Origin of the sequence: Vibrio lentus (assembly GCF_002875945.1) — a bacterium.
In the GTDB taxonomy this organism is placed as follows: Bacteria; Pseudomonadota; Gammaproteobacteria; order Enterobacterales; family Vibrionaceae; genus Vibrio; species Vibrio apostichopi.
The window spans coordinates 24,419-44,415 of record NZ_MCZK01000002.1 but is presented as its reverse complement, the minus strand read 5'-3'; the positions used below and the strand labels follow the sequence as shown (position 1 = coordinate 44,415).

Annotated in this window: 28 protein-coding genes; 11 read left to right on the top strand and 17 right to left on the bottom strand. The window is 44.0% G+C overall.

Annotated features, from left to right (window positions below):
• Positions 1-582: Rpn family recombination-promoting nuclease/putative transposase (locus BCT49_RS00305; RefSeq protein ID WP_133151623.1), on the bottom strand; the 582-nt coding region annotated here is incomplete at its 3' end.
• Between the two features lie 9 nt (positions 583-591).
• Positions 592-912 (bottom strand): hypothetical protein, encoded by a 321-nt coding sequence (locus BCT49_RS00300; protein WP_198595796.1) that lies wholly within the window; start codon positions 910-912, stop codon positions 592-594.
• Between the two features lie 528 nt (positions 913-1,440).
• Between BCT49_RS00300 and BCT49_RS00295 the strand changes: the two genes are divergently transcribed.
• The 5 genes from BCT49_RS00295 (at position 1,441) to BCT49_RS00275 (ending at position 4,619) form a co-directional block, all read left to right on the top strand.
• Positions 1,441-1,830: a hypothetical protein gene (locus BCT49_RS00295; protein ID WP_102433693.1), complete on the top strand. Its 390-nt coding sequence runs from the start codon at positions 1,441-1,443 to the stop codon at positions 1,828-1,830.
• Positions 1,831-1,909: 79 nt separating this feature from the next.
• Entirely contained in the window at positions 1,910-2,122 is a 213-nt protein-coding gene (locus BCT49_RS00290) for a hypothetical protein (protein ID WP_102433692.1), read from the top strand.
• 114 nt (positions 2,123-2,236) lie between these two features.
• On the top strand, positions 2,237-3,148 hold the full coding sequence (locus BCT49_RS00285) for an ArdC family protein (protein WP_102433691.1): 912 nt from the start codon (positions 2,237-2,239) through the stop codon (positions 3,146-3,148).
• Positions 3,149-3,454: 306 nt separating this feature from the next.
• The gene (parM, locus tag BCT49_RS00280; protein ID WP_102433690.1) at positions 3,455-4,378 is read left to right on the top strand and encodes a plasmid segregation protein ParM domain-containing protein; all 924 of its coding nucleotides are present in this window, start codon (positions 3,455-3,457) and stop codon (positions 4,376-4,378) included.
• Entirely contained in the window at positions 4,368-4,619 is a 252-nt protein-coding gene (locus tag BCT49_RS00275) for a hypothetical protein (protein WP_102433689.1), read from the top strand. Before parM ends, BCT49_RS00275 begins: the two co-directional genes overlap by 11 nt.
• A 54-nt stretch (positions 4,620-4,673) precedes the next feature.
• On the opposite strand, the gene BCT49_RS00270 is transcribed toward BCT49_RS00275, so the two are convergent.
• On the bottom strand, positions 4,674-5,000 hold the full coding sequence (locus BCT49_RS00270) for an HU family DNA-binding protein (RefSeq protein WP_157938592.1): 327 nt from the start codon (positions 4,998-5,000) through the stop codon (positions 4,674-4,676).
• A gap of 202 nt (positions 5,001-5,202) precedes the next feature.
• Positions 5,203-7,380 (bottom strand): DNA topoisomerase, encoded by a 2,178-nt coding sequence (locus BCT49_RS00265; RefSeq protein WP_241908001.1) that lies wholly within the window; start codon positions 7,378-7,380, stop codon positions 5,203-5,205.
• A gap of 146 nt (positions 7,381-7,526) precedes the next feature.
• On the opposite strand from BCT49_RS00265, the gene BCT49_RS00260 reads away from it, so the two are divergent.
• A complete protein-coding gene (locus BCT49_RS00260) occupies positions 7,527-7,751 on the top strand; it encodes a hypothetical protein (RefSeq protein ID WP_102433688.1) in 225 nt (74 codons plus the stop codon).
• Between the two features lie 7 nt (positions 7,752-7,758).
• On the opposite strand, the gene mobC is transcribed toward BCT49_RS00260, so the two are convergent.
• From mobC to BCT49_RS00215, 9 genes are all read right to left on the bottom strand, one after another.
• Positions 7,759-8,490: a MobC family replication-relaxation protein gene (gene mobC / locus BCT49_RS00255; protein ID WP_102433687.1), complete on the bottom strand. Its 732-nt coding sequence runs from the start codon at positions 8,488-8,490 to the stop codon at positions 7,759-7,761.
• The gene (locus BCT49_RS00250; RefSeq protein WP_102433686.1) at positions 8,487-9,026 is read right to left on the bottom strand and encodes a hypothetical protein; all 540 of its coding nucleotides are present in this window, start codon (positions 9,024-9,026) and stop codon (positions 8,487-8,489) included. Before BCT49_RS00250 ends, mobC begins: the two co-directional genes overlap by 4 nt.
• A gap of 11 nt (positions 9,027-9,037) precedes the next feature.
• Entirely contained in the window at positions 9,038-11,065 is a 2,028-nt protein-coding gene (locus BCT49_RS00245) for a type IV secretory system conjugative DNA transfer family protein (protein ID WP_102433685.1), read from the bottom strand.
• A gap of 979 nt (positions 11,066-12,044) precedes the next feature.
• Positions 12,045-12,452, bottom strand: a complete 408-nt coding sequence (locus tag BCT49_RS00240; RefSeq protein WP_102433684.1) for an H-NS family nucleoid-associated regulatory protein — start codon at positions 12,450-12,452, stop codon at positions 12,045-12,047.
• A gap of 26 nt (positions 12,453-12,478) precedes the next feature.
• Complete coding sequence (locus BCT49_RS00235) at positions 12,479-12,727, bottom strand: hypothetical protein (protein WP_102433683.1); 249 nt, start codon at positions 12,725-12,727, stop codon at positions 12,479-12,481.
• Positions 12,717-13,364 (bottom strand): hypothetical protein, encoded by a 648-nt coding sequence (locus tag BCT49_RS00230; RefSeq protein WP_102433682.1) that lies wholly within the window; start codon positions 13,362-13,364, stop codon positions 12,717-12,719. Before BCT49_RS00230 ends, BCT49_RS00235 begins: the two co-directional genes overlap by 11 nt.
• A complete protein-coding gene (locus tag BCT49_RS00225; protein WP_241907999.1) occupies positions 13,357-14,112 on the bottom strand; it encodes a hypothetical protein in 756 nt (251 codons plus the stop codon). Before BCT49_RS00225 ends, BCT49_RS00230 begins: the two co-directional genes overlap by 8 nt.
• The gene (locus BCT49_RS00220; protein WP_102433681.1) at positions 14,109-14,408 is read right to left on the bottom strand and encodes a hypothetical protein; all 300 of its coding nucleotides are present in this window, start codon (positions 14,406-14,408) and stop codon (positions 14,109-14,111) included. Before BCT49_RS00220 ends, BCT49_RS00225 begins: the two co-directional genes overlap by 4 nt.
• Before the next feature lie 10 nt (positions 14,409-14,418).
• Entirely contained in the window at positions 14,419-15,450 is a 1,032-nt protein-coding gene (locus BCT49_RS00215; protein WP_102433680.1) for a CpaF family protein, read from the bottom strand.
• Between the two features lie 29 nt (positions 15,451-15,479).
• Here BCT49_RS00215 and BCT49_RS00210 point away from each other — a divergent pair, with 29 nt between their 5' ends.
• Positions 15,480-15,824 carry a hypothetical protein gene (locus BCT49_RS00210; protein ID WP_102433679.1) on the top strand — a complete coding sequence of 115 codons (345 nt, stop codon included), beginning with the start codon at positions 15,480-15,482 and terminating at the stop codon, positions 15,822-15,824.
• Between the two features lie 90 nt (positions 15,825-15,914).
• Here the strand turns inward: BCT49_RS00210 and BCT49_RS00205 are convergent, their stop codons facing one another.
• Positions 15,915-16,454, bottom strand: a complete 540-nt coding sequence (locus BCT49_RS00205) for a hypothetical protein (protein WP_102433678.1) — start codon at positions 16,452-16,454, stop codon at positions 15,915-15,917.
• Positions 16,455-16,531: 77 nt separating this feature from the next.
• On the opposite strand from BCT49_RS00205, the gene BCT49_RS00200 reads away from it, so the two are divergent.
• Positions 16,532-16,756 (top strand): hypothetical protein, encoded by a 225-nt coding sequence (locus BCT49_RS00200; RefSeq protein ID WP_102433677.1) that lies wholly within the window; start codon positions 16,532-16,534, stop codon positions 16,754-16,756.
• 348 nt (positions 16,757-17,104) lie between these two features.
• Here BCT49_RS00200 and BCT49_RS00195 read toward each other — a convergent pair whose 3' ends face one another.
• Positions 17,105-17,587, bottom strand: coding sequence for a lytic transglycosylase domain-containing protein (locus BCT49_RS00195; protein WP_241907998.1), 483 nt, complete (start codon positions 17,585-17,587; stop codon positions 17,105-17,107).
• A gap of 74 nt (positions 17,588-17,661) precedes the next feature.
• Between BCT49_RS00195 and BCT49_RS00190 the strand changes: the two genes are divergently transcribed.
• Positions 17,662-18,267 carry a DUF2913 family protein gene (locus BCT49_RS00190; protein ID WP_102433675.1) on the top strand — a complete coding sequence of 202 codons (606 nt, stop codon included), beginning with the start codon at positions 17,662-17,664 and terminating at the stop codon, positions 18,265-18,267.
• Between the two features lie 54 nt (positions 18,268-18,321).
• On the opposite strand, the gene BCT49_RS00185 is transcribed toward BCT49_RS00190, so the two are convergent.
• Together BCT49_RS00185 and BCT49_RS25590 are read right to left on the bottom strand one after the other, a co-directional pair.
• A complete protein-coding gene (locus BCT49_RS00185) occupies positions 18,322-18,558 on the bottom strand; it encodes a hypothetical protein (RefSeq protein WP_102433674.1) in 237 nt (78 codons plus the stop codon).
• Positions 18,558-18,767 (bottom strand): hypothetical protein, encoded by a 210-nt coding sequence (locus BCT49_RS25590; RefSeq protein ID WP_133151622.1) that lies wholly within the window; start codon positions 18,765-18,767, stop codon positions 18,558-18,560. Before BCT49_RS25590 ends, BCT49_RS00185 begins: the two co-directional genes overlap by 1 nt.
• A 568-nt stretch (positions 18,768-19,335) precedes the next feature.
• Here BCT49_RS25590 and BCT49_RS26235 point away from each other — a divergent pair.
• Positions 19,336-19,467, top strand: coding sequence for a hypothetical protein (locus tag BCT49_RS26235; protein ID WP_277869400.1), 132 nt, complete (start codon positions 19,336-19,338; stop codon positions 19,465-19,467).
• Positions 19,468-19,664: 197 nt separating this feature from the next.
• Complete coding sequence (locus tag BCT49_RS00175; RefSeq protein WP_102433673.1) at positions 19,665-19,994, top strand: hypothetical protein; 330 nt, start codon at positions 19,665-19,667, stop codon at positions 19,992-19,994.
• Positions 19,995-19,997: the final 3 nt, after the last annotated feature.

Genomic DNA, 19,997 nt, shown 5'->3' with positions numbered 1-19,997 from the left:
CAGTGGCTCTAAAAAATCCATGATATCGCGATGTCTCGCGTGTTTCTGTACAAGCTCAAGTAAAGCGATACGGCGATGCTGCATTATTTCATCATCTGAGATGATGGTAACATCGACCAAAGGAAAGTCTTGAGTATAAAGTCCTTTAGCTTGGTCTGGGTTCGTAAACCCAGACAGCCAATTCATCTCATAGGGATAAGGCGAGACCTTACCATGGTAAAACTGTATTGGAATGACCAGTGGCAAGTGCTCATGGCCTGCTTCAATATGTTGCTGCATGGTAGCAATAGCGTAGCGCATCAGCCTAAATGCCATGTGTTTTTCAGGGCGACTTTGATGTTCGATTAACGCGTAGATGTATCCTTCTCCCTGAGAGGTGTTGAGAGAGTAGAGTACATCTGAGTAATAAGGACGTAGGCTTTCTTCTATGAAGCTGCCTGGCTCAAGTTTTAATGTGGTCAAATCACAGATATCACGCAGCTCTGTAGGCAGGTGAATATCCAGCAAATCCTTAGCGGTTTCTGGGTTAGTCAGGAACTGCTTAAAGAGCGCATCATGTGGGGTTGGCGTTGTCTTTTTCATTTCATCATCTTATGGCTGTCTGGTAGGACTAACTTTCAACCTAATGCTCCGAAAAGGATATATCAGAATATCCATATCCGTAACTTCATAGTCATTAAGCGTTATATGCTGGCTAATCAAGTCAAATGCCGTCGCATCTAATGCGTACTCTCCGCCTAGAGCTAATCCTTCAAGCGTATCGTGTAAGTAAACATTCTGATAAATATATCCATGTTTAACCTCCGCTAGGTTCCTGAGAGTGTTCTTATCATTACTCACCACCAAAGACTTTCCGAAGCAAAATGCGTAATCGCCATCAGTCGCACAAAAACCTAGCTTTATCTTTTTCATTGTGTGTAGATTCCTTGAATAATCGCAAGCGTCATTATAACGAATAGTATTGCTTTTGAGCTCTATACTTTGAAGGTTCGTTTTCTCAGTTGGCGCTAATTTTCTGTCAGCGCTAATTTTCGGTGTATATTGTGTATCATATGTTAAATAGCCCTATTAGCTCTTGCTTTTGCAGTGTTGGGGAACCGCTTTGTCATAAGGTGGCAAAAGTAAGAGCTTTCCTCTCGATATACTCAACAATTCCGCCTGTAAGTTAATTACAGAATACTGCCAAATGTTAAGCGTTTGTTGTTGGTTTTTGTTTCGGTTGGAAATGAAGCCCTAACCCTCAAAATGATCGGTTTTCCTTCTTGTTGCCTAGCAAGTAAACATTTGTAATACTATGCTTACTGCATATCGCATGTAGTGGGCTATTTCGATAGCGACAACCAGTGTTCTGGTTCACCAACCAAATAGCGGATCCACCGCTGCTAACGCCATTTCGATGGCATTAGCCAGCGAATTAGGCTTGCCTAATAGAGGTCTTCGATGCACCAATCAATTAAAAATGCCGATATAGAACACGTATTGAAAGAGATGTACTTTGCGACCATATCGCAGACTTACATCCATTTCACTCGTGCTATTGACTTACTTTTCACTCGATACACAAGTAGTGCTATTTGCGTTGCTTCTAGCGATGAAGAGAAAGTAAAAGCGTTTAATACACCAATCAAAACAAAAAATGCGACACTGGCTTTTACGTTATACGTATGCGGCTTATATGCTCATCATGCGAAAAAGCGGGGTGATAAGTTCACGATGCGTTTGTGTGAAAATTGCGCGAAATGTATCGAAGACCATTTACCCTGTTGTGATGAACAAAAAGCCATCTCAAGTGTGTTAATGCAATTGAGAGAGCAACCGTCCATTTTTTAACCTAGCGGGCTACTCCGCGCTAATGTCATTCGTTTGGCATTAGCCAACGAATTATTCGATTAATAATTCAGGAGCAGTTATGTCAATACCAACCAATACGTATTTAGAAAAAGTACACATCAGCACGATTAAAGCCGGAGATACAATCTTTCATAATGAGAGACTAACGACTGTTTGTCGTCGTGACATCAAAGTGAGTACCTTCATGGGGTGTTCAATTTTTGGTGATAGCTATCATTCGGGTTATAAGCCTGTTGTCAAGGTTCACTTCCTTGTACCTAAACTACGTTAAAAATCAAATAACTTGTTCAGATAAAAGCATTTAGTGCTTTTTAATGGCACGTCCAACCATACGGGAAATTACTCCCGTGTGGGGGTAGTTTTTCTCAGATTAGAGAGAAGAATCATGGCAACATTTACTAAACAAGCTACAAACAAAGTCCCACACGATTTTCATCAAGAGGTGACTAATCAAATTATCGAAGCGCTAGAGGCTGGAGTGAAACCTTGGGTTTGTCCTTGGGATGTAACTCAGTCTGACGGTCTACCTTCTAACTTTTCAACAGGTAACACGTATTCAGGAATGAATGTGATGTTGCTTTGGATGAGTGCTCAAATGAATCAATTTGGCTCGAATCAATGGCTAACTTTCAAGCAAGCATTAGAGCTTGGAGGTAATGTTATTAAAGGTGAAAAGGGGACGCATATTACTTTTTACAAGTCTTTGGAAAAAGAGAAGACAGTGAATGGCAAAGAGACAATCGAAACGATTCCTATGTTGAAAACGTTTGTTGTTTTCAATTTAGACCAGATTGAGGGGATCACCAACCCAGAGCCTAAAACGGCTCTGAGAAGTGAGCTTGATTTGAGGGAGGATGTGGAGGTTTTCTTTAAAGCGACGGGAGCAACCATCAACTACGTTGGCCAAAAGGCTTTCTTTCGACCATCGACGGATGAGATTGTTATCCCAGAGCGTGAACGCTTTGAATCGACCGCAAATCTTTACGCTACCGTGATGCACGAACTGACGCATTGGACGGGACACAAATCTCGACTTAATCGCACAAAGGGAAGTAAGTTCGGTGATAAAGATTATGCGTTTGAGGAGCTCGTAGCAGAACTAGGGTCGGCGTTTTTAATGGCTGATTTTGGGATTGTAGGCGATATTCAACACGAATCTTACATTGCGAATTGGCTTGAGGTTTTAAAAAGTGATAAACGATTCATTTTTAAGGCAGCAAGTCAGGCATCAAAAGCGTTTACTTATTTAAAAGAATACGTTGTAGATGAAAGCGAAAATCAATTAAAAGCCGCATAAATACAAACAACACGAAATCCATTTTTTCACTAACTGCCCGATAGCTTATGTTATCGGGTTTTTTGTACGTGCTATTTTAGTGTCAATTTGTATCCCTTTGCTGGTTATTAGGTTTTTTTTGGATGTATTTTAAGTTCAATTAGGGTTTTGTTGTTTTCTATTTGGTTTTATTTGTGGTTTTTAGGTGTCTTTTGTTGGTGTGTTAGGTGTCGTTTGGTGTTTGTTTGGTGTGTTATTTGTGTTGATTTTAGATTGTTTAGTTGTTAGATTGAATCTCATTGTTTTCTTTTGTATTTGGATTGTGACATGAAATTGTTTATTGATAATGGCTCTACTTCAACAAAATCAGCATTTTTTAAAGATGGTGAGCTAATTTTAAAAAAAACACATAATCGATGTGAGTTTGGGATTGGTTACGGTGAGGATGATCAAGATACATTTATCACGCAAGAAGGTGAGCAGTTTACATTCTTTAATACGGCTAAGACCGCTCCTACAAATAATATTCAGTATCAGACGTCAAACCATTGTTTGTCTGCGATTCATTTTGCTATTCACAGCCTTGAGTTAGACTCGGATGAGTTTGATATATTTACAACCTTACCCGTATCGATGTTTTTTAAAAATGGACGTAAAGACGTAGAGCAAATTGAGCTCGTTAAGCAAAAGTTTATGCAAAAAGTGGAAAGGGAAGATGGGAGTGCAGTCACAATAAAAAGTGTAACTGTTCTGCCTGAAGGTATTCCAGCAGCAAAGCCGTTCGTTGTGGGAAATGTTGAAGAAGATGAGTTGACACTTGTCGCTGACTTAGGCGGAACAACGCTTGATCTATGCTTATTAGAAGGTGAAGCCACAAAAATTGTGAAGGCTGATACGTCAAATATCGGTATGTTTGATGCTTTCTCTAATGTTCGAGATTTTATAGGTAATAAAAATTTAAGCGATTCTGTTGTATTTCGACTTCTAGAAACAGGGAAGGCTCGTCGAGGAGAAATTACCATTGATCGTGATGCTGTAACAAAAGAAGTAATCAATAAATCAGTTAATGCTATCTGTACATTTCTTGGGGATAGAGAAAAAGAAGTATCTAAGATTATTGTTTTAGGTGGGGCATGTGATCTGCTGTTTAAGGAATTGAAAGTGAAAGGCTTTCAGGTGGAAATGTGCACATCGAAAGAGTTTGCTTTGGTTGAGTCAATCGCAAATATGGTGAATGAAAATGACAAATAAAGTTCAAGTCTACTTAACTAAAGAACCCAAGTTATCAAAAGCACTTGAAGATTCTAGATTATCATCAAGTAAGGAGCTAGTACGGTTAGCTAAAATTGGTTATCAATTGATGAATAAAGATCCTAAAGAGGGGGCTTATCTTCTATATTTATTCGATCAAAATTCAGAAGAGGCAGAGCTTGATACTCAGCAGGATGAGGTTAAAAGCACCCCGACAGGATTTGATTCACTAATGGGCTGATCTTTATCTATATAGTGAAAAGCCAGCTTTAAGCTGGCTTTCTTGCCGTTGCCATTATGCGTTACAGAGTGCTTTTAACTCTTTTCCAGCCTTAAATGTTGGGTTTTTCGATGCTGCAATCTGAATCACTTCGCCAGTTTTCGGGTTACGACCTTCACGCGCTGCACGGTGCGTGATTTTGAAGGTTCCAAAACCAACTAAAGTCACGTCGTCACCATCAGCCAGTGTCGTTGTGATGCCTTCTACGATCGCATTAAGTGCGGATGTTGCTTGCTCTTTATTGATGTCCACTTGCTTTGCAATGTGATTTACAAGGTCTTTCTTGTTCATTTCTTGTCCTTTTTTTCTTTGGTATTGCAACTCTTCATCCCACTTACCCATGGCGTATCGAAACGTTAAAGGCTTATCGACAATGTCCCCTATGACGATTTTATAGGTGAGTGGAGTGGCGTTGACGGTTGCACTTTTTCTTGCGTTTCCTAATGAGCGCATGTACACGGTTTCGGCTTTGATAAGTTCATTGTCTTTATCAAAGTAACGTAGATTATAGACTGCCATATCAAAGCCTCTTTAAATAATGAAATTATAGGGCGCCTTTGTCTCGGTCTGGTTTCCCATCCTTATCAAAGAATCGCACTTTACACGTTGGGAATCCACTGCACCCCCACCAAAATGACCCTTCTCGCTTACCGGCTCGACGAATTAATCCTTTGTTGCATTCTGGGCAGCACTCTGTGCTGCTGGCCTTCGGTTGAGGGGCTTTAGGTTTCGGGGTTAAATTAGGCTTCCCATTATCATCAGGGAATGTGGTTTTGCAATCAGGATAGCGGTTACAGGCATGAAATGCGCCATTTTTCCCCTTTCTTTTCAGTAAAAGCCCCGTATTGCAGCTTGGACAGGTGATGCTGCCTTTCATCGTTAAAGGTACCCCTTCCACTTTGACGTGCTCGACGCGCTCCTGAATGTAGCTATCGACTCGCTTAACGAACTCTGCGACGCTGTGTTGCCCTTTACCTATTTTGTCTAGGTCTCCTTCCCAAATGGCAGAAATGTCCGGCATGATGATTTCTGGGGGTAATAAAGCGCAAAACTCTTGCCCTGCTTCAGTGGTTTTGTAAACGGGGTTCTTATACCCCTTTTCTTTGCCGACGCTGATAAGGTGTTTGAGGCTACCTAGTTTTTCGATGTGGCCACTTCGTGTGGCTTCGGTACCAATGGAGCCGTTCTCACCTTTGGTGTTTTTGTCTTTGGCCTCAAGCTGCTTTCGTAACGCTGGGTCTTGAACAAATTTCGCCGCTTCGGTCATGGCTTTGAGTAAGCTCGCATCATCAAAGTATTTCGGTGGCTGGGTTTCTTTCGTGACCAGTTCCGTGTGCTCACAAGCCCCTTGCTGCCCTTGAGCGAGTGAGCTTAAATCTCCGACACTTTCGTTCTTATGGTCACTATTCCCCTCGCCTTTAAATAATCGCTCCCATCCTTGCGTCAGTAGTGAGGTTTGCGTTGCTCGATAGATGCGGTCTAAGCAACAGGTGACGTTGACCGTGGTTTTTTCTCGCACCGATTCAGGGAAAAACAGCCCAACAAAGTGTTTAGAGACCAATTCGTAAATGTTCTTCTCTTTATCCGTCAGATTGATGCCTTCCCCGCTCTTCTCTGTCGGTACGATGGCGTGGTGCGCTTCAATTTTGGACGCATCAAACGCCTTGTGTGTGGAAGTGGGTTGAGTTTGCTCAATATCACTCGCAAGGCTTGGTAGGGTTTTCTTGATGGCGCTGAGAATGTCTGGCGCGTTTTCAAGGTGCGCATCTGATAGGTATTGGCTATCACTTCGCGGATACGTCAAGAGCTTATGGGTTTCATACAGCTTTTGAACGATATCGAGCGTTTCTTTCGGTTTGTAGCCCCATTTTTTGGAAGCAGTAATTTGCAGCTTCGACAAGTTAAAAGGCATAGGCGGTTGGCGCTTTTCTTCTTTGGTTTCGACGCTCTGAATGGTGCCTAACTCACCTAATTCCGCCTCTTTGATGACTTCCAGTTGCTCCTTATCAGTCAATCGCCCTTTTTCATCAGAGGCTAGATTGTCGTCGGCTTGAAGTTTGCCTTTGATTTGGCGCCCTTCAATGTTAAATGTCCCCCAAAACTCGTAGTAATGACTCATGGTGTGGTTTTGGTTGGCCAAAGTGCGCTGGTTGACCATGCCGATTAAAGAGCTGATCACGCGTCCGATATTTAAGACGTTATCAAACCCTTTTTCTCGTGCCTTTAAGGTATAAGAGCGCGTTAAGTTATAACCAAACGATTGGTCGGCAATCGAACGAGCCAAAGCTTTGTTGGTCTGAGGGCGAAAGTTGGCGTTAGGCTGCATGTTGGCTAATGCTTTCTTGACCGGCTTGTCATTTAAGTCTGCGATTAACAGGCGCTCTACGGGCTTTGTATTCCCTACATGGTCGAGAATTTCATCAATCAATAAACACCCTTCTGGGTCGGGGTCGCCCGCGTGAACGATTCTGTCGGCTTTCTTGATGAAACCAATCACCGTATCGAGTTGTTTTTTTGAGTCTGGACGAGGTTTGTATTGGGGAGGAAATCGAGTTTGGATTGGCAGGCTGTCTAGCGTCCAGCGCTTGAGACTGGCGTCATAGTCTTCGGGATCTTTAAGAGATAACAAGTGACCAAAACACCAAGTGACAATGTCACCGCCCTTTTCGTAATAACCGACTTTCTTATCAGTGGCTGGATTGCCTCCTAACCCTTTAAAAATAGCGGTAGCGAGTTACGGTTTTTCTGCGATGAATACGCGCATGATTTGTGTCCTTATTATGGAGGGTTTTGGGTGTTCAGCCAAACTTTGCCACGGTAACTAAAGCCATCTATATTTAAAGAAAGTGGCGATATGAAGAGGTGGTTATGGATTCATTGAAAGCACGGCTGGACGAAATTAATTGTTTGAGAAAGCAAGCGATGAGCAGCGCTCATTTTCTTGAGGAAGCGCATGAGCATGAAGTGGCTATTGCACACGAACTTTCCTCACCGGACTTGCCTGTACGGAGAAAGAAAGTGGTCAAGAAAAAGCAAGAGCGCTTATCCGATATTTACGTTGAGATAGAAGAGCATCCACCTATCTATGCTTGATGGGCGATCAGCTCTGAGTCAGTTTGCTGACTTCGTCTAAAGTGAAAATCGACACCATTTTTCGATACTTTTCAAATGGGTGACGCGATTCATCAAATTGAATGTACTCAATATGATCGAATCGTCGTTTCAGCATTTTTTTGTACTCTTCATCTCGAACTACATAAATCACATGTTTCCAAAAGCCTTTCTCTTTGGCTTGAATATGGCTTTTCATGATTGCTCGATAGCGAAGTGGCGTTTTGAGTGTGAGCTCGGTTTCAATCGCTGTGATAGTCCCTTTGGGGGTGCGAACAATTGCATCAGGACGATGTGGTACTGGAAATTGCTGTTTAAATACTTTGCGGTCGGCGTTAATCCATTCTGTCCAGTTAAGGTGTTTAAGTGCAATATAAACCCGCTGATTCATCAGAGTATGATTGAGAGTCACTAAGCTTATGCGACTAGGATAAAAGCAATGTAATGGAGCGTGATCATTATCCCCTACAGCATGAATGCCCTCATCAGTGATCCCCCAAAGCGACACGTCACCGGTATCAAGAGTAAGAGTGTGCTTCTCAAGCAATTTATTACCGACCATTCTTTTAAGTAGCTTTGATATTGTTCCTTTTGTTAGGCGCAATAACATTCTTATGTTTTCAAAGTCTGTATATATTTCTTGATGAAGAAAGCGCAGAACAATCATTTCTTTTTCTCTCGCTCTTACCCTAGCTTCATTTACGTGAGGAAGGTGGTTCATGAATTTGTCTCTAGTTTTTTTCGTTCCACATGAAAGATACGGCTTTTGGTCGCCACCTTATGAAGTAAATCCGACATCGTTTTGAGTAGCGCATTTCTGCTTTCTAAGAACTCGGCATCTGACAGCTCTTCATTGTGTTGTGCTCGATGCAAATCCAAAAGATAGTCATTGGCTGTGTCAAAAGTTTTCAATAACAACCCTGTACTGCGGCAGAGATGACCATCATTAATTGTCATGGCAAGGCGATGTTTCTCTGCTTTAAAAGGCACGAGCGTGATGTCACCCCATGAGGTTTTTTGTTGTTTGTGGATTGATGTGATGTGGGAACGAACTTGACGAATGTCGTTTAAAAATATCCCAAGCGCCTCTCGGCAAAATAGGGGATTGGCGACTTTGGGGTTGGTAGAAAATGCTTCAATAGAGAACAGCGATTTAATGGCAAATTGTCCATCATAAGCCAGCGATTTGTGTGTTGATGATTGTTCAATTGATTTGTCCCATAAACGAATAAGGGATTTGAATTGCAATTCGTGCATGTGTATTTCCTTTAAAAGTTTAGTACGCTGAGTCTGTCTTCTTGGTCAGCGTCAGAGGCACTTTTTGATAGCGTTTTTGTGTTTTTTGGGGTGTTGTCATTGGTGTTCACTGTGGTTTCTTGTGGTGTTGCTTTGAGCTCTTCTTCATTCCCCGCAACCTCAAAACCTACCTCTTCTTCATCGTTACTGGTGCTGTCTTGTGGTGCCACGATCTCCTGATTTTCAATTTTTTCTTCTGGCTCGTGAGGCTCCTCTTGATTTTCTGAAAGGGAGGTGTCGGTGGTTTTTTGAGGTTGAGTTTCTAGTGTTTTTTGTTTTTTCTTTTCTTCGGCCTTCTGTCGTTGGCGAGCTACTTCAAAGTTTTCCAATGTCTCTTTATCCACCTTGATGGGTGATATTAATGAAGGCTTCGGGGTGTCTGTTGTGGTGAAGATGTAACTCACAAAAGGCGGAAGATTGAGCAGCATGTTGGTATCAACAAAGTGTCGTTCAGCGAGTTTGACAGTGCGTCTTGTCTCCACAACTTCGGCAAGGGCGGCGTCCGTTTCGATGCTTCGTGTTTCGTCATCTACCAAAATGGTGCCTGACATTTTGGCCACCCACTCTGCTGTTTCGGGATCCTGTATTCGGTACACCAGTTTCAATTTCGTGTTCTCAACCACGGCGCCCACCACGGCGTCACCATTAAGGTCTGCGGGGCAATCTCGCAAATCGGCAACCGACTGGTGAGCGAGCAGCATGTGGATGCCTTTGTCTCGCGCGGCACCCAACCCTTCCATTGCTGCTTTGGAAATGTGGTACTTCAATTCATCCAAAAAAATCGCAATGGGTTTTGGTGCGCCTTGCACGCGGTCACGCATTTCCGCGAGTTGAAACAAGCGTATCAAAATCATTTTTTGCGCCATGATGATCTTCGCATTACGCAGAGAGCCGATCACATAGCAACACCCACCTTCATCAAAAATAGATTGCATGTTGAGACCTTCAGGTGCGTTGATGGAGGCCACTTCTGAGAGCTCTTCCATTTTCCCAAAGAACGCTTTTACCGTGTCTTTCAACCCCTGTACGTGTTTGGATTCAAAGAGCCCTTTGAAGGTTTTTCGCTCTTCTTCTGTGGCTTTTTGAGGGGATTTTCTTGCGGCCTTTCGGTCGTCGATTCGGTAGAAGTCAGCGACGTCTCCTTTCTCTGCAAAACCAAAGCCAGCGACTAACAATTCTTCAATTTGTTCGGGTGTTGCATTGGCGAGCAAGTCCAGTTGTGCTTGCGGCTCATTGAGGTTGATTAGGTGGAAAGGTTTACCCGCATCTTCACACGCTTTGCGTAACAAGTGTGGCGCCCACTCGTCGTTTTTTGGATCGAGTACAAAGACCCCTTCCCCTGCTTGTATCAGTTGATACAAGATCAAACTGGAGGCTACACCTTTGCCCGCCCCTGTCGTTCCAAGAATGTCCATGTGTTGTTTTTGGATGTCTTCTAAAGGCAGGTATTGCGCTTTTTTGTTGACATCCAAACCGACAAAAACGCCTTTCTTTAAGTTGATGTAGTCTTCAGGGTCATACTTCACTGTGCTTGGTAATAAGTCTTTGACTCGGCGCACATCAGTGCGCTCTTCACGCACTGCTTTTGACTTTTTGGTGAGGTGTAATTTGATCTGATTTAGTATGGGGGTGAGTTGTCTGCGAAGGATAATATGAGTCACCAAACCAACCACGAATGTGACATACACCGCCCAATGCCAAGACTTAAATGACAAAGATTGTGGTGACATCCCCGCCATTTCTTGGACGGTATTGACGAGCCAAGGTACGCTGAACTCAGACAGTGTTCCAAAAACAAAAAGGATGACACTGAACACCAATAGCCCCCGCCTAAGTTGAGAGTCATCTTGCTCTTTTTCAGGCTTATCAAAATGCAGTATGGGGAGAATCAGCCCTGAGAAGAAGCTCATTACTCCCGCCCAAGAGTAAGTAAAAAGATACAGCGTAGAGAGCACCTCTAGCGCTAAAACGTAAAAATGATAGGCAAGTCTATCTAGCACAATAATTTTCCTTTTTTAGTTATTATGTGAAACCGTTATGTGAAACCACTTTGTGAAACAGGTGTTGCACATAACGGTTTCACATAACGGTTTCACATAAGCTCCCTTAAATCGTTTTCTGAACGAAAACTCAAAGGGTTATCCCTAAAGGGATAATCATCAAAAAAACTGCGTTTTTTCAATGGATTAGAAAATAAAGCCCTCGTCCTGAACGTCCTCAAACTTTAATTTCTAATCTAAGAGCAAAAGAAGCCGAAAACCGTAGCGCTACGCGCGACCAAGCCCCTCAGGAAGGTGAAATAGTCCTCATTTGGCGGTCGCAAGCTCCTGTGCTCAAATTCCTCCTTTTCAACTAACCTGACGAGCTTGGTCTCGCCTGCTCAACGGTTTTCGGGGGCAAGCCCCCAAAACAAAAACCGACCTCTGGGGAGGTCTCGCTATTCCGCTGGACGCGGGCGTTTTGTTTCGGCTCCCCCGCTTCAATCTTCGGTCGGGGCTCCCTTGCTTGAAGTGCTCCGGCTGAACGCCTTTGCATTCAAAAAAAAGTCATTCCCGAGTCCTGATGGCCTCCCCGCAGAGGGGGCGCTCGTTTCCCCTAAAGGGGGCGCGGGAATGATTTTTGAACTAGGGCTACGGATTCGCTTCAAGCGGAGCTTGAGACTCTTCACGTAGCAAAAAACCGCCACCTTCACCCTCTCAATCAAACGCCTACGTGGGGGCATGGAATGCCCGGAATGCCCACTTCGTCGTTCTCTTTCAATGGTTCGTCTTTGGTTTTTTATGCGCCCTCTTAATGCGTCTGACTTTCTTCTTTCTTTAACAATCCTAAGGGATTGAAAGAGTCAGAAAGTCGGCATTAAACGGTTACGCAAGGAAGCACTTTGACGCAAGGTCAAAGTCGAGTGGTGATGATTCTGTTAAGCAGGAATGTTGGGGTGTTTTGCGGTTTTCTGTGGAAGCAAAATGATGAAAAGCAGAGTTATTCCGATTGTAAAAAATCCGATAACTCGAATCCTTCATCCAGTAATTCTTGCAACTCTTGCGGTGTTTCTCCTTTGCCATTCCAGTGTTGGTTGTCACCGAAAATGTAGCAAGTTTGAGGCTTCTTGTTGTGGCTTTTCTGGGCTTTTCGAGGTTTCTTGGTGGGCTTCATTAGCGAAGCTAACTTGTCAAAGTTGAGTCCCTTTTCCAGAATTTGAGTGCGGATGAGTTCCAACTCTTGGCGTTCTTTTTCTTCGGCTTCCGCTTCTATTTGAGCGTTCAGTTCTTTCTCTTCTTTGACACTTTGCAGTGTCTCTATAATGCGAGTGAGTTGTGTTAACTCGGTGTCTTTAAAAAACACGTTCGCTTGTCTTTTGTTGCTGAGTTTCTTGATAATGTCTTGCATTGAACATTCCTTTATCGTGTATTGATCTATTGAATTGAGAGAGGAGCAATGTGAGTGAGTTTGGGAGTGTTATCTGGAAACAAACTGTTGCTATAGATAACTATTGGCCGTCCTTTGGGGAGTTCAGTGCAGACCATTTTACTGAGCATGTCTGGGTTAATATCATCAGGTACAGTGATAACAAATGGTTTACTCAGCCCTTGATTTTCAAACTCATTATGGATGTTTTCAAGGGAATCATTAAAAACAATACCAATAGCTTTTTCATTTTTCATAGTTTTCCTTTCTGCTTATGTTTGTGATTTCCATTGAGCGATACTCTACTAAGGCTGAGTTACCAAATTGAGATTGATGGTTTGCTGGGTAATGATCGTTGATCAATATTCCATTGGGCTCACAATTGTAGGACTGCCAATCAATTTGATTAAATTGAAAGGTAATTTCGGCACAAGGAGGAGTTAATAGCTTCGCATTGACCCTTAGGTCGAGTAGCGAATCAGGGTGAAGAGTTGGTATGTTTAAAGCGACATCGGAGTTGTTTTTGTGTGTCATAATGGAAGTATGGTTAGTTTGAGATTTGCTGTTAAAAGCTGCGCTTACCTTTGTGTATATGAAGGGTGGTTTGGGGCGTGTTCGGTACTGTTGGACTGGCGATGTTTTGGTTCTTTTTTTGAGAAGATTTTCAAGAAAATCATCATGCAGTAAGGCATGATTCTTCGACCAATGAGGTGCCACTTTCGTGAAAAACTGGGTTTGGTGCTCTATCTCAAAAAGCAACTCTCTGTATTCATCGAGGTGCTTTTCTAGAGGTATTTGGTAATCAAAGTGTGAACTTGAGATTAAATCTGGCTCGACAATATGAAACTTTTGAAGCAGCTTTAGAGCGAATTTTTGGATGGACAACTTATTCATAGGCATCCTCCGGCAGTCTGTCTTTGCCTTCGTTAAAGTCGATAAATCCAGCGCACATTGCATAGTCAACGAGACACGTCATCATCGGTTTTGGCATTTGTTCGTCAGTCAGTTGATATTGCACTCGGCGATTCCAAGACCCCCCACGATTGTAGTGAAAACTGCGAGTTAAACCCTTCTTATCCAATGTGATGCCGCGAAAGTAAGGAGGTACCCCTTGTTCAAAGTAGGTGTCTCTATTCTCTTTTGATGCGGACTGAATCAATCGATTAAAGTAACGACAGGTCAGGGCAAATCCCTTTTGATTGTATAACCCTTTCTCTTTGTCACCGGTAAACGCAAAGTCACCGCCCTTTTCAAATTTAAATGTAAACTCCGTAAAAACATGAGGACGCGATGGTTTGGTGATGAGATTGAAGCTAGAGCGAGCACGGTATACTTGATTCTTTTCTTTCTCGATGTAAATCTCAAGCACGCCCTCAAAGTCATTCAACTCTTCATAGGTGTGGCGTATCTGCCCCATAATGAAAGTGTCACCCACCCGCATCTCTCTTATTCTGGCGCGGAAATACAAAGGCATACGGCAGTATTTTAAAAAGTCATGCCCTGCCATTCTTTGGTAGGCGGTTTGATTCAGTTTATCAAGCTTGGCTTGGTGCTCTTTCCACTCTTGCTCTAGTGCTTCTTCTTCGGATTTTGATAGTAATGCTTCGTTCATGTTGGTCTCTTTGTTTGTCATGGTGCTCATCCTCCACACCCTGCGGGGCAGCAATCAATATCAATACCGTGAGGGCAATATTGAGTGTCATCAGTATTGGACAGTGCTGAGGTGTGAGGACTATTTTGGGGTTCATGCTCGTAGCCATGCTTTTGAGCCAGAGCAATGACGTTATTCTTTTCGTCACTAGGCAGGCGCTCTAAAAGCGCATCAATAGAGGATTGAAAGCGTTGGCTATAGAGCGCATAACTGAGCCCGCAGCCTTGATGGGCTTCCTGCGCTAAACGCTCGATGAGTGTCGAATAACTGGGCGTATCTAGGGGCATAATTAAACTCCTATTGGTTGGGCTCTTTATGAGAATGGCCATCAAACACAAACCGACTCACCAATTCATCACCCTCTACCTCACAAATCTCTACGACCTTACGGCCGTAAGATTTATGCCGGCTCGCGTGGATGAAAATGTCCACATTCCCCGTGATTTGATGGCGAGCTAAGTCAAAGTTCAGGTTGCCGTGAGAAGCAATGAGATACTGCAAGCGAGCGAGAGCATCTCGGCAACTGTTTGCGTGAAGGGTGGTCATACAACCACTGTGACCGGTGTTAATCGCCTGTAGAAACGTGTCAGCCGCATCCGCTTTTCGTATCTCCCCCACCAATATTCGGTCTGGGCGAAGGCGCAGTGCTGTTTCTATCAGCGTCCTCATAGTGATGTCACTGCCTTCCCGCTTTGGAGACTCCAAAGCGCGATGATGAGGCAACCAATCAAACTCCAGCTCTTGCGTGTCTTCGCAAGTAATCACGACTTCATCGTTAGGAATGTAGCGAGCTAACGCTCGCAACAATGTGGTTTTTCCACTGCCGGTGTTGCCCGATGTGATGATGTTCTTACCTTGCTTAATAGCATCGGTTAAGTAATCCAACATCGATTGACTCATTGCCCCAAACTCAACCAACTGTTCAGCCGTTAAGGTTTCTTTGGGAGCAATGCGAAGGGTCATCGCTGCCCCTTTAGGTGTCACTTCGGGAAGCGTGGCACACACGCGAGAGCAATCAGGTAGACGTGCATCTAATATTGGAGAGTCTCGCGTTAAGGTCTGGTTTAACGCTGTGCTAAGCTGAACAATGAAGTCCTGAAATGATTGATTAGATTCAAACTGAATGTCGGTACGGGTTATTTGGCCGTCTTGCTCAACTGAGATAGCATCAAAACGGTCTACGAAGATTTCGGTGGTTTTTGGGTCTTCATACAGGGATTTAAGAGGAGCAAAATGCTCCTCTACCCACCGCCATTCGTATTCTTTATCCGATGGCACATCACCAAATATCGTGGGGATGAAGGACGACGGGGACTTTTCTGTGGTCATAAGGATTACCTCAAAATAAGGGGGAACTCATGGAAGTTAAAAGTGAAGGCAAGCGATACTTTAAAATGCAATATCCCGATGAGTCGCGCCCGATAGTTTCTATTCGAGGGCGCTCAAGACCGGTAACGGTCTTATCTGAAAGTGCACTGGTGGTGTTAACTAAAGGGGTATCAAAGAGCCGGATGGGGGCTATGGTGAGCGGAGTGATAACCTACCCAAATGGTAATCAAGATGAAGTGCATGGCTACATCATCTTCATCAAAGGAAAGAGCATCATTGTTAAGTTGCTTAAAAATATCCCAATAGCGCGAATCAATGAGCAGCAGCGCTGGGTGCTTCAGCATTACCCCAACTTCGACATGAGAATGAAGTAAGCAACTCAGTGCATTGGTCGTTGATTTTGTTGCGCTTTTTGGGCTTACCCACCGTTTCGGTGGATAACTCGATAACAAAGTGTCAATGCTTTAATTTTCAATGATGACGTCCGCCGTTATGGTGTCGCCATTGTGATTGTAAAAGTAAGGCTCACCATATCTTTGACCGTCCATCCACATTTCAGTGTATTCGTACGTCGCTGTGCATTGAGTGGGGGTTCGGTGGGATGTGTCGCGTGACGTTACGCAAGATTGGTCTTTGTACAACTTTGAAGGCACTGGCCTCCAAGCGCTGCACACTTTCTCACCTTTAAATGAATGCCCCCAACTCACACACTCTTCATAGCGCGGTGAGTAAGCCGCTCGCCCCTCTCGTGAGGTGATTTCGCTTGCCTGACTGGAATCGGTACCCGAGTCCACCATGCAGCCCATGAAGCTAGGTAAAGGTGACTTGAAGTGTTTTACGCGGTCTTTAAAGGCTTTTTTAGCTTCGCCACAGCCGGTTGTGAAGCCTGTCGGCATACACATCCAAATACCACATTCAGCATCGCTGTAGGCCAGAGCGGGTGTGCCTAAAAGTGCGCCTGATAGCAGCGAGAGTAGGACAGCTCGCCTTGTGTTGTTCATCATTAAAATTACTTCCTTATTGATAACGATAGTCGATAGAATGGGCGGTAAGAAACCAACCTAAACAAAGGGAATTGCGTATGACACAAACACACATCTGTCGCCATGTGGACAGCTTGATTGATACGATTGAAACGGATGTATTTCATTTGGAAGGGGTCAGTATCCACTGCACCTTTGCTTTGGATAATGAAGACAAATGGCTGAATACGTACTTTCTAAAAGCCAGCCAAAAAAAGATGAAGCAGATATCGTTTACCAATGGCGTCATTATCAACCTTGATGACTTCATCATTGAAGCGTAAGCGCGGGTTGTTATCGCCATTTAAACCGCTTTGTGGCAATATCCCCATGGTAAGAATCTACCCCAAGTTGGTAGAGCATCATCAAGGATGATATTTGCTACCGCCCTCTCCTCTGAGGGCTTTTTTCTACCGTCTACTCAATCATTCTTAACTTGAATGCGCCCACCCAAGTTAACCTCTACGTGATAGCGCCTAACGATATCTAGCCACCAATCTGAATCAATAGGCGGCGTTAAATGACAATGCCCACGCTTTCAGGCTCTCATCGTCGCGCTCGGAAAAGTCATTGGGGGTATTGTGCATTCTGTTTGCCTCTCATTTGTTTTGTTGGTGTGGTTTGACGGGGTGTTACCCCGTCAGTTGGTTGTAGTGCGCCATCACTCGCTTTACGTAGTGCTGCGTTTCTTTAAAGGGGGGAATGCCACCGTATTTCCTCACATTGCCCTCACCTGCGTTGTAGGCCGCAAGAGCCAGTGCGGTATCTCGATACTTTTTTAATAATCGAGCCAGTAATCGCGTACCTCGCTCAATGTTTGCTTGGGGCTCAAAAGGGTTAATGCCTTGATAGTTCACCGGCATGAGCTGCATTAAGCCTTTCGCCCCTTTGGGGCTAACGGCTTCAGGCTTAAAGCGACTCTCTTGAGTAATGACGGCAACGATTAAGTTGGCGGGGACACCGTGCCTTTGGCTGGCCTCTTGGATTGCTCTGCAATATCGCTGACAACGTTGTGGCAGTGCGTTTGTTGTGGTGGATGTTGTCCATCCTTGAGATTGCCACCCTGAATAGCTTCTAGGGGCGCTGTGGGCGTATGTGGAGGTTATTAACACCACCAAAGATAGGATTAATCCCCGAACGCGCCTTGTCTTTGGTAAAATCACAGGCTGAATCATCCCATTAGGTCATTATGAGTAAAAATCTAAAGCATTACCAAGCCACCACTCAACTGGTGACTCACGCCTTGTTTGCCTTGTATTTTCAAATACAAGGCAATAAGGGGTACACCCCTATCAAGAGGCGCAATGAAATCTTGGTGAAATTCATCAAAGGGCAGCAAAAGAAAGCGGTATACAGCACGCTGAAAAAAGAGATAAAAACCATGCTGGCCATTGGTCGAAACCCCAAAGGCAACCTCGAAGAAAGGCTGCATGACATCAACCGACTGAACCTAGAGTACAAGGCGAAGCTCACTCACGCAGACGAACTCTACATTTTGTTTAATCACCTTTTTGAAGCGTTAAACTTCACCTCGCAATTGACGAAACCCGACACAGAAATAGAGGAAGATACGCTCTATATGAATCAGTCTGAGATTGAAGAAGGGTTTGATGAGCGCAATAACCAAATCAAACCTTTATCTGTCACCGTCAAAACACAGCGCTTGGAAGCGCTGATGGCTTACGTGGAGAGCCAAGGCTCTTACACGATAGAGGTGACCCATACTGACAGTGAGGTGGTTTCGTTGTTGCTTCACAAGAAAGTGGATGCAGAGGGGCAAAACAAGGCGAGTTAAGCCTGTTACATTTCAGGACTATGAACTCAGAAATTAAATAATAGGCAGACTTACTCAACCTTGCTTTGCGTTTTTCTTCTGAGGCTCCGTGCGGTATTTCACCTCCGTTAGGAAGCCATCTTTTAACTGGTAGGTCACCTGTGGGGCGCGATAAGGCATACCAAAGCGTCTTCGCTTTGCGAGCTCCTCGAGGCTTATCGCTTGCTGGATGCGAGCTTCGTGACGTGACATAAATCGAGTGAGATTGGCATTTTTAAGAGATTGTATCGAGGCAAGGTGCGTCTCTTTCATTACTCATCCTCTTTCTTGGTGTGGCACTCTCGATAGGTTCGCTCAACCAAAAGGCCATTGGCTACCTTTATGGATTGCCGGCTTTGGTGGTGTTGACCGCCAAAGCGGTATCGCCCCAGCAAATCCTCAAGGTGAGTCGCAGAAGTTACTCGTGTTTCAAAACTCGTGAGCAATCGTTTGTAACCCGTTTTTGAAGGAAATCTGTTCATATTCGTTCGCTTTCATTTGAGAGGCTGAATAATAGGGCAGCAACCCACAAAAAGCAAAAGATAAGGACTCTATGCCGTCCTACGGGCTTCGCCCTACCTGCAAAGCAGATAGGAGAAGAAAATGCTTCGCTTATTTCCCTCTCCCATCCACTTTCATTAAGAGCGCAAGGTTAATCGCAACTGATATTGCCGAGTTAAATCGGCGGTGCGTAGCACGGGTACTCGTCTCAGGTACTTGTAATAACATAACACTAGAAAAACAAAAGGAGAGCACCAATATGACACCGTTCGTCTTTCTATCGATACGGGCAGGCTTGATAGCGTTTCAATTCCCCTAAAGTCGCCATTCTTTGCCAGTAATGGCGAAGTGAGCATGAGAGTATGCCCTTGGTACTTGGGGAGTAAATCAATCAGTAAGGCCAAGTCTCGATACGCATCTCTTGTAAAAGGCTGGAGAACGCTTTTCAAATGAACGTGGTAAGTACCATTTTGCAGCGCTGGCGTCAGTGTAAGATGGGTTAATTCTCGCGGCCTAATTGTGACACTGTGACAAAAGGTAACGACAAGAATGAAGGGTAGAGTGACAAACCACGCGAATGGCGGTGCATCGATGAGCATCAAATATCCCGTCATCGTCACCATCACCACGAGACTCTTCACCAGTCGAATCGCATTTACCCAAGATGAAGGGTTGTGCTGAATGCGTAAAAGCCACTTCAAAAACAGAGAGAGTAATAGCAAATAGAAAAGAGCGCTCATTATGTTCTATCCTAAGGTTGAGTTTGACAGCAATAAGCTTGCTTGTTGTGGCAAAATCAAGCCGACAATAGAGCGAAGCGAAAGCGTCAGGGGTTTGTGATACAGTATAGAAAAGACTGACCAATAATGAGAAAGACTATGGACAATCATTCAGCAGACAACATTACTCAAAAAGACTTACTTAAGCTGCTGTTCGACCAAGCGCAGCATAATGCGACGCGAGAAGAACTCAATGCGCTTGAAGGTAGGCTTAACCACCAAATGGAAAGCATGAAGCAAGAGATGAGTGGGCGGTTTAATCAGGTTGACGAAAAAACGGATAAACTTGATGTTCGGATAGATAAGCTGTGCGAAAAAGTGGATAACATTGAAGCCAAGTTCGATAAGAAATTCGACCGAATGAATTGGCTATTGGTGACATCCCTTGTGGGGGTTTGTGCCACCTTAGCCCTGCAAATCTTGAAATAGCCC